The organism is Vibrio sp., from assembly GCF_047973365.1.
GTDB lineage: Bacteria > Pseudomonadota > Gammaproteobacteria > Enterobacterales > Vibrionaceae > Vibrio.
In genome coordinates this window covers 1-6,971 of the sequence record NZ_JBKEBW010000052.1, presented here as the reverse complement: position 1 = coordinate 6,971, position 6,971 = coordinate 1, and the positions used below count along the sequence as shown (strand labels likewise).

General features: G+C 41.7%; 5 protein-coding genes and 2 pseudogenes. 5 read left to right on the top strand and 2 right to left on the bottom strand.

Annotated elements, in window-relative coordinates; all coding sequences use genetic code 11:
- Positions 1-178 (top strand): annotated as a pseudogene (locus tag ACK5MF_RS07315) (group II intron reverse transcriptase/maturase); the annotation flags it as partial.
- 253 nt (positions 179-431) lie between these two features.
- Here ACK5MF_RS07315 and ACK5MF_RS07310 read toward each other — a convergent pair.
- Positions 432-1,811, bottom strand: a complete 1,380-nt coding sequence (locus ACK5MF_RS07310) for a YjiH family protein (protein WP_416920799.1) — start codon at positions 1,809-1,811, stop codon at positions 432-434.
- 376 nt (positions 1,812-2,187) lie between these two features.
- Complete coding sequence (locus ACK5MF_RS07305; RefSeq protein ID WP_416920797.1) at positions 2,188-3,864, bottom strand: SulP family inorganic anion transporter; 1,677 nt, start codon at positions 3,862-3,864, stop codon at positions 2,188-2,190.
- 231 nt (positions 3,865-4,095) lie between these two features.
- Here ACK5MF_RS07305 and ACK5MF_RS07300 point away from each other — a divergent pair, with 231 nt between their 5' ends.
- From ACK5MF_RS07300 to ACK5MF_RS07285, 4 genes and pseudogenes are all read left to right on the top strand, one after another.
- The gene (locus tag ACK5MF_RS07300) at positions 4,096-4,395 is read left to right on the top strand and encodes an isoamylase early set domain-containing protein (protein WP_416920795.1); all 300 of its coding nucleotides are present in this window, start codon (positions 4,096-4,098) and stop codon (positions 4,393-4,395) included.
- Positions 4,396-4,709: 314 nt separating this feature from the next.
- A complete protein-coding gene (locus ACK5MF_RS07295; protein WP_416920793.1) occupies positions 4,710-6,023 on the top strand; it encodes a peptidoglycan DD-metalloendopeptidase family protein in 1,314 nt (437 codons plus the stop codon).
- A 141-nt stretch (positions 6,024-6,164) separates the two neighbouring features.
- Positions 6,165-6,515, top strand: a complete 351-nt coding sequence (locus ACK5MF_RS07290) for a hypothetical protein (protein WP_416920791.1) — start codon at positions 6,165-6,167, stop codon at positions 6,513-6,515.
- A 258-nt stretch (positions 6,516-6,773) separates the two neighbouring features.
- Positions 6,774-6,971, top strand: a pseudogene (locus tag ACK5MF_RS07285) (helix-turn-helix domain-containing protein); the annotation flags it as partial.

The window sequence follows — 6,971 nt, the reverse complement described above, 5'->3', positions numbered from 1 at the left end:
GCTTGGATATAAGCCGCCGTTTAGATTTATCCGAATGAGTAGTTGGAGAAATGCGCAAAGTCCTCTAGCCAGTTATGCGATGCCAAACCAATGGTTCAACGAACTGGGGTTGGTAAATCTTGAGCAAGTAGGAACAGGGTATGTGTTTAGCAATTATGCTGAATGGAAGTATGCATGAGCCGTATACGAGGTCCGTACGTACGGTTCTGTGAGAGGGATGAGGCGGTAACGCCTCACCCTACTCGATTACCAGTCTGGAAAACTTTCTGATCAGTGAATGGGCATCGATAAGCAAACCCTCTGAGCCAGGGATGGCTCAGCGGAGCCCCATGGAAGGGTTTATGCGTGTTTGTGTTCGACACTCATTCGCTGTTCTACCGATGCTCAATCTGATCACATTTTTACCTAGAACGGTATAAGTTAAATTGTTCTTAGAAAATGATATGTGCAACCGCTGCGATGACAGGCAGTGTGATTAACGTACGTAGAATGAAGATAACGAATAGTTCTACAAAGTTAACTGGGATACGGCTGCCTAGCATTAGTGCACCCACTTCAGACATGTAGATAAGTTGAGTTACCGACATGGCTGCGATAACAAAACGAGTCATCTCATTGTCGATTGACGCTGCAAGGATTGCCGGAATAAACATGTCAGCGAAACCAACAACAATCGTTTCAGATGCCTTAACTGCTTCGGGAATACCTAATAGATCTAGATAAGGAATAAATGGTTGACCTAGAACTGAAAATATAGATGTGTATTCCGCGATGACCAGTGCAACCGTGCCTAAACCCATAACGACAGGCAGTACGCCAAATACCATGTCAATAGCGTTACGAACGCCTTCGCCAAACACAGACTTGAATGACTTCACTTGACCAGCTTTGTTTAGAGCAAGGTTCATACCCCAAGAAAGTGAGGAGTGGCCTTTTGGAATTGCGTCGGCGTCAGGTGCTGGTTTTGTACCATCAATGAAGGTATTTTTCTTCAAGCTCAGTGGCGGTAAGCGAGGAATAATAATCGCTGCAATAAAACCGGCTAAGCAGATAGCTCCATAGAAAGGCAAGAACAAATGTTCGAGTTCTACTTGGGCAATAACAACTAGGCTGAAGGTGATAGATACTGCTGAGAATGTGGTACCAACCACGGCAGCTTCACGTTGAGTATAGAATTTGTCTTCGTATTGTTTGCTGGTTAGTAGGATACCAACACTGCCATCACCGAGCCAAGATGCGACACAGTCAATAGCGCTGCGACCAGGTAAGTTAAATAGAGGACGCATCACTTTACTTAACAATGCTCCCATCAATTCTAACAGGCCAAAGTTAAGCAATAGCGGTAGCAGTAGACCTGCAAAAATAAACACAGAAAATAGTGTTGGCAATAAACCTTCTAAAACCAGTCCACCAGTGTTTTCTTCCCAAATGGCTTTAGGACCAATTTGGAAGAATGTCATAATGACCGCAGCACCACCAACCACTCGCACAACGAGCCATAACCAAGAAGGATTAAACAGACTGTTCAAGAATGAGTTTTCAACAATGAATGCCGGCTTTAAAAGTTTTGTTGCCAAAGATGCAACCGACATAAATGCAATTATTGTGGTTAGAATTGCAACTAATGAATCACCAAATAAAGCTTGTACTGATTTAGCGAGTACAGCAACAGGGATTGTGAAAGAACCATCATAACTGATCGGTGCCATAAATAGGAACACCCCGACCAAAGAAGGGATCAGGAACATCCATAAGCTTCCAGCAGATTTTTGTTCTACTGAAGTATCTAATGTTTGGGCGTTATCTTGCATTATTTTTCTCGTGTTACTACTAGTCAATTATCACCCTATCCTTGGCATATTAATTCACTAAACATCCGTATTTACTCATCGGCGCGAGAATATCTACTTTTTTGATTCTTAGCAATACTATTCATCAAAAAGGGGTAAATATTCACTCCTTTCCACTTTGGGATTGGAAGAATATGGTTGTTTGTTTCGTTATTGTTACATTGGCGGGCGGTTTGTAGAAAACAGTCTGTATTCTTAATGTGATGTTAGGCACAGACTTGGCGGCTTGGTATTGGGTTTGTATATATAACTTACAAAATTATAAAAAAATGCTCTTGGTTATTCGACCAAGAGCATCAATTTAACTATTGATAGGAAAATAATGTGGTTTCCCGTGTTATGCGGGTTCTGAATTTGTTAATGCCATTTTATCTATGGTATTTAAGCTTTCACTCAGTGCATCATCGAAATTTTTATAGACATTATCTTCGCCTAGCAGATGAATAATTCCAGCGCGGCTTAACTTTTGAGTTACGCGTGGGTTTGCGCCAGAAATTAACACAGTGACATTTTTATGATGGAAGTTTTCAATGATTTCTTCGAGCGCTTGTAATCCGGTAATGTCGACAAACGGTACCCATCTCAAACGGATGATAAGTATTTTCGGTGTCTCCTGAATACTGCTCATCACTCGCTCAAACGTTTCTGCCGCGGCAAAAAAGAATGGTCCGTCGAGAGCATAAATAGCCAGCTCTCTTGGTAATGCATCTTTACCGTGGCGTTGTAAGTCGGAGCTTAGTTCTTCAGCGCTTGATGCTTTGACTTCCACACTTGAAGCCATACGTTTTACAAAGTGCAAAATGGCAATAATCACCCCTATGTTTACCGCAACTACTAAGTCAGCAAAAACGGTCAAACTAAAAGTGATCAGTAGAATTGCAACATCTGCTTTTGGTGCTCGTTGGACTAACTTAATGAAATGGGGGATTTCACTCATGTTCCAAGCGACAACAAACAAAATGGCGCTCAGTGTAGCAAGCGGAATGTTGGCCGCCAGAGGTGCCAACACTAATAAAATAACCACTAGAGTTAGAGCATGAACGATACCTGCGAGAGGGCTATTGCCTCCATTTCGGATGTTTGTTGCAGTACGGGCTATGGCACCTGTTGCGGCAATGCCGCCAAAAATAGGGGCAATAATATTCGCTATGCCTTGACCGACAAGCTCTTGGTTAGAATTATGCTTGGTTCCAGACATACCATCCGCAACTACCGCAGAAAGCAGTGATTCAATGGCGCCGAGCATCGCAATCGCAAAAGCAGGGCCGATTAACTGAATGACTTGAGAAAAAGTGATCTCTGGGATAGCGAGTTCTGGTAAACCTTGAGGAATGCCGCCGAAAGTTGAGCCAATAGTGCGCACTCCGTCAAAACCCACAACGTATTGCAAAGTGGTCACAACCACGAGTGCTAATAGCGGTCCAGGGATGCGAGACAACTTTGGAATTTTAGGGCCGAAAACCACTAAAGCTAAAGAGAGAATGGCCAACACCGTTGTTGTTAAGTGAAATTGTGGGAACGCACTAAATATAGAAAGCAGCTTTTGATGGAAATGCTCCCCATTGTTCTTTGGCAGGCCAAAGAAATCTTGCCATTGGCCGACCCAAATGATAACACCAATACCACTTGTAAAACCGACGATAACCGGATCAGGAATATAACGAATGATACTGCCTAGTTTGGTTATACCGAGGATTAACAGAATGACACCTGCCATCATGGTCGCTATTTGCAAACCACCTATGCCATATTGGGCAACGATACCGGCCAAAATAACAATAAACGCGCCAGTCGGTCCTGCAATTTGGACTCTTGAACCGCCGAAGATAGAAACAATCAGTCCTGCAATAATCGCAGTATAGATACCTTGTTCAGGTTTAACGCCTGATGCAATAGCAAAAGCCATCGCAAGTGGAAGCGCAACCACACCGACAATCAATCCCGCACTTAAGTTGTTTAGCCAATGCTTACTTTTTAACAGACCGGCTTTGTGGGATTCATAGATGGCAAACATGTTAATAGCCTTAAAAATGGTAGGGTAACCGAAAGGCGTTTGATTCTACGCTCATTTCCTATTCTGTAAAGGTAGGATTGGGATGCTTTTTTTGCTAATAAATACCCCCTTTATTTGCAGCCGGCAGTTGTCAACTTTGCGGCTTTATTCGTCAGCTAAATTTGAAAGTTTGTTATTGAGTTTCTATCATTGGTCTAGTAGAACACTTTTTGCACAAAAATGGAGTTTGAGATGATTAATAAGCGTTTCTTTAAGACAAAAGATGAAGTTGAAGTTACATTCGAGCTGGATGCTCCAGATGTCTCTTCCAATGTGGCTATTGTTGCTGATTTTCTTGATTGGCAATCTAAACCAATGAAGAAAGTGCCTAAAACTAGCGTTTTTAAGTTTAAAGCTCGGTTACCTAAAGATTCTAATTATCAGTTTCGCTATTTATTGGATGAAAAATTATGGGTCAATGACCCACAAGCAGATCAATATATTCCAAACGGATATGGTGAAGATAATTGTATGATCTCTACCCATCAATAATTTCGTTTATACTCTTCCTACTTGAAGCTGCAGCGGTGTTGTCTACGTTCGTTCACCCCAATCACATAGTTTATCTATGCTCATGGGGATTCACTCACTTGCCGCCTACCTGCAACTTCAAGTAGTTTGAGTATAGTAACCATGTGGTTAAGTCCATGTTATAGGGTTAATAATATCTAAACTTTCGCTATAAAACACAGTTATAAAAAAGGCACTTTTGTGCCTTTTTACGTTTCTTTACTCGTCCAATAATGACATTTTGTTGAGAAAGCCTTAATCTGTGCCTCTTTTAGGTCATTTACACAGGTAAGGTTGTGCTTTCAAAATCAATTATTTTGCGATTTTCAGAGCTTTCTAATCGAAAGAAAGCCTTTGCAATAGGATTACCTATTGTAGTTGCTGCAGCCGTCTTGTTATCGTCAAATCCTGGGGCGAACCAGCAAAGTATCGCTCTATCTCTTCCTGAATCAGAAGTGGTAGAAGCCATCTTTAGTGAATCGAAGCATGAGAGTGATCCGCTGCCAGACTACGAATATGTCATCAAAGCGGGTGACAATTTAAGTAGTATCTTTAGTCAGCTTGGTTATTCCTACCAAGAGCTGATGAAGATTATGGAAACAGATTTAAACTATCTGTCCCTTGATACGTTAAAGCCAGGTAATACACTGCGTTTCTGGTCTGGTGAGGAAGAGCATACGCTGGCGAAGATGGAACTAGAATTTAGTTTGGTCGAACGAGCGGTGTATTCGCGTGTTGCAGATGGCAGCTATGAATATAAGGATGTGACACTTCCCAGTCGCTGGAAGGAGTTTGCTCTGGTCGGTGAAATTCAGGGTAGTTTTTCACAATCAGCGAATAAGCTCGGTTTAGGCAGTGCCGAGATCGACCAAATCGTTGCTTTGTTAAAAGATAAAGTGAATTTTGGCCGAGATCTACGCGCCGGTGACCAATTTGAAGTGGTTCAATCGCGTCAATATGTTGGTGATAAGCTGACAGGTAATCGAGAAATTCAGGCAGTTAAAATTTTAAATCGCAAAAACGAAATCTCTGCGTATTTATACAAAGACGGGCAGTATTACGACAAAGATGGCAACAGTCTTCAACGTGCTTTTCAACGTTATCCAACAAAAACACGTTGGAGAATGTCATCAGGTTTCGATCCAAACCGTCATCACCCTGTTACTGGGGTCTATACACCACATAATGGTACGGATTTCGCCACGCCAATAGGCACACCAGTACTATCCACGGGTGATGGTGAAGTGATCATGACTCGCAACCACCCCTATGCTGGCAACTATGTGGTTATCAAACATGACAACACCTACACCACTCGTTACTTGCATCTCAGTAAAATATTGGTGCGCAAAGGACAAAAGGTTACGCGTGGCCAACGTATTGGCTTATCAGGCCAATCAGGTCGCGTAACGGGTCCACATGTGCATTATGAGTTGATTGTTCGCGGTCGTCCGGTGGATGCCATGAAAGCGAATATTCCAATGGCGACATCAGTACCTAAGAACGAAATGTCCGTGTTCCTTACCCGTCGTGATGAGCTAAATAAAATCTTAGACGAGAGAGAGAGCATGCTTGCTTCAAACGTCAAAGATGTACCCCAAGAAGGGTAATTGCTGAATTGTTGATGTTAATTAGGCCCTATCATCTGATGGGGCTTTTTATTTGGCTGTGATTTTAAGTCATAGCACCTGTATCGAATTGGTGAATTTTACGTTTATAATCCGCTCGTAATTGATTGAGGAGAATATTTTATGCAACAAGACGAATTTGAAGCTTTAGTGAAGAGCTTATGTGATAAAGAAAATTTACCTCAAGCTTTAGAGCTGCTTAAATCCAATGAAGACGAAGAGATAGCCCAAGCGGCACAGTCCTTAACCGGTCAGTTTCAATTAGCTGAGGTTGACGGAGAAAAACGCATTTATCACGTAACGTTACAACAGGACGAACAAGGTGAAGAGCAAGAATTCGTCGAACACGTAATGAATGAAGGTGACGATGTCATTAAATTCGTTGCTTGGTTCTTTGATTTTAATTTTGAAGTTAAACAAAGAGATACATATCAAGCTGCGGGCAAAACATATAAACAACCAAAAAGAAGTTAATCGTTATTGCATAAAAGAGTGTAATCGATGTCTTGTTATCGCTTATTTGTGTGATATAGTTCACGCACAAATTTAGTGGTAAGTGTACAAAAATTGCGGAGACACACGATGAATTTTCAATTTGCTTCAGCCTATATGATTACTGGCGAAGTGGTTGTTAAACAAGTGATGGACGAGACTCTCTACGGAAAAGACAAAATTAAGAAACTGAAGTGACCCCCAATAGTTGGACAACCAATTATTGGGGGTCTTTTATTTATGTCCAAATACAGTCGCGAGTTAAAGTTCAAAGTAGCTAAAAAGTATCTTGATGGCTCCACTCCTCGAGAGCTCGCTGAAAAATATTCTGTCCCAACAAAACATGTTCGTTATTGGGCTCATGTTTTCACTATGCATGGTTCAAATTCATTTTTAATTGATGGCCATTCTCTTAGTGCGGAAGCTAAGCTGGAAGCG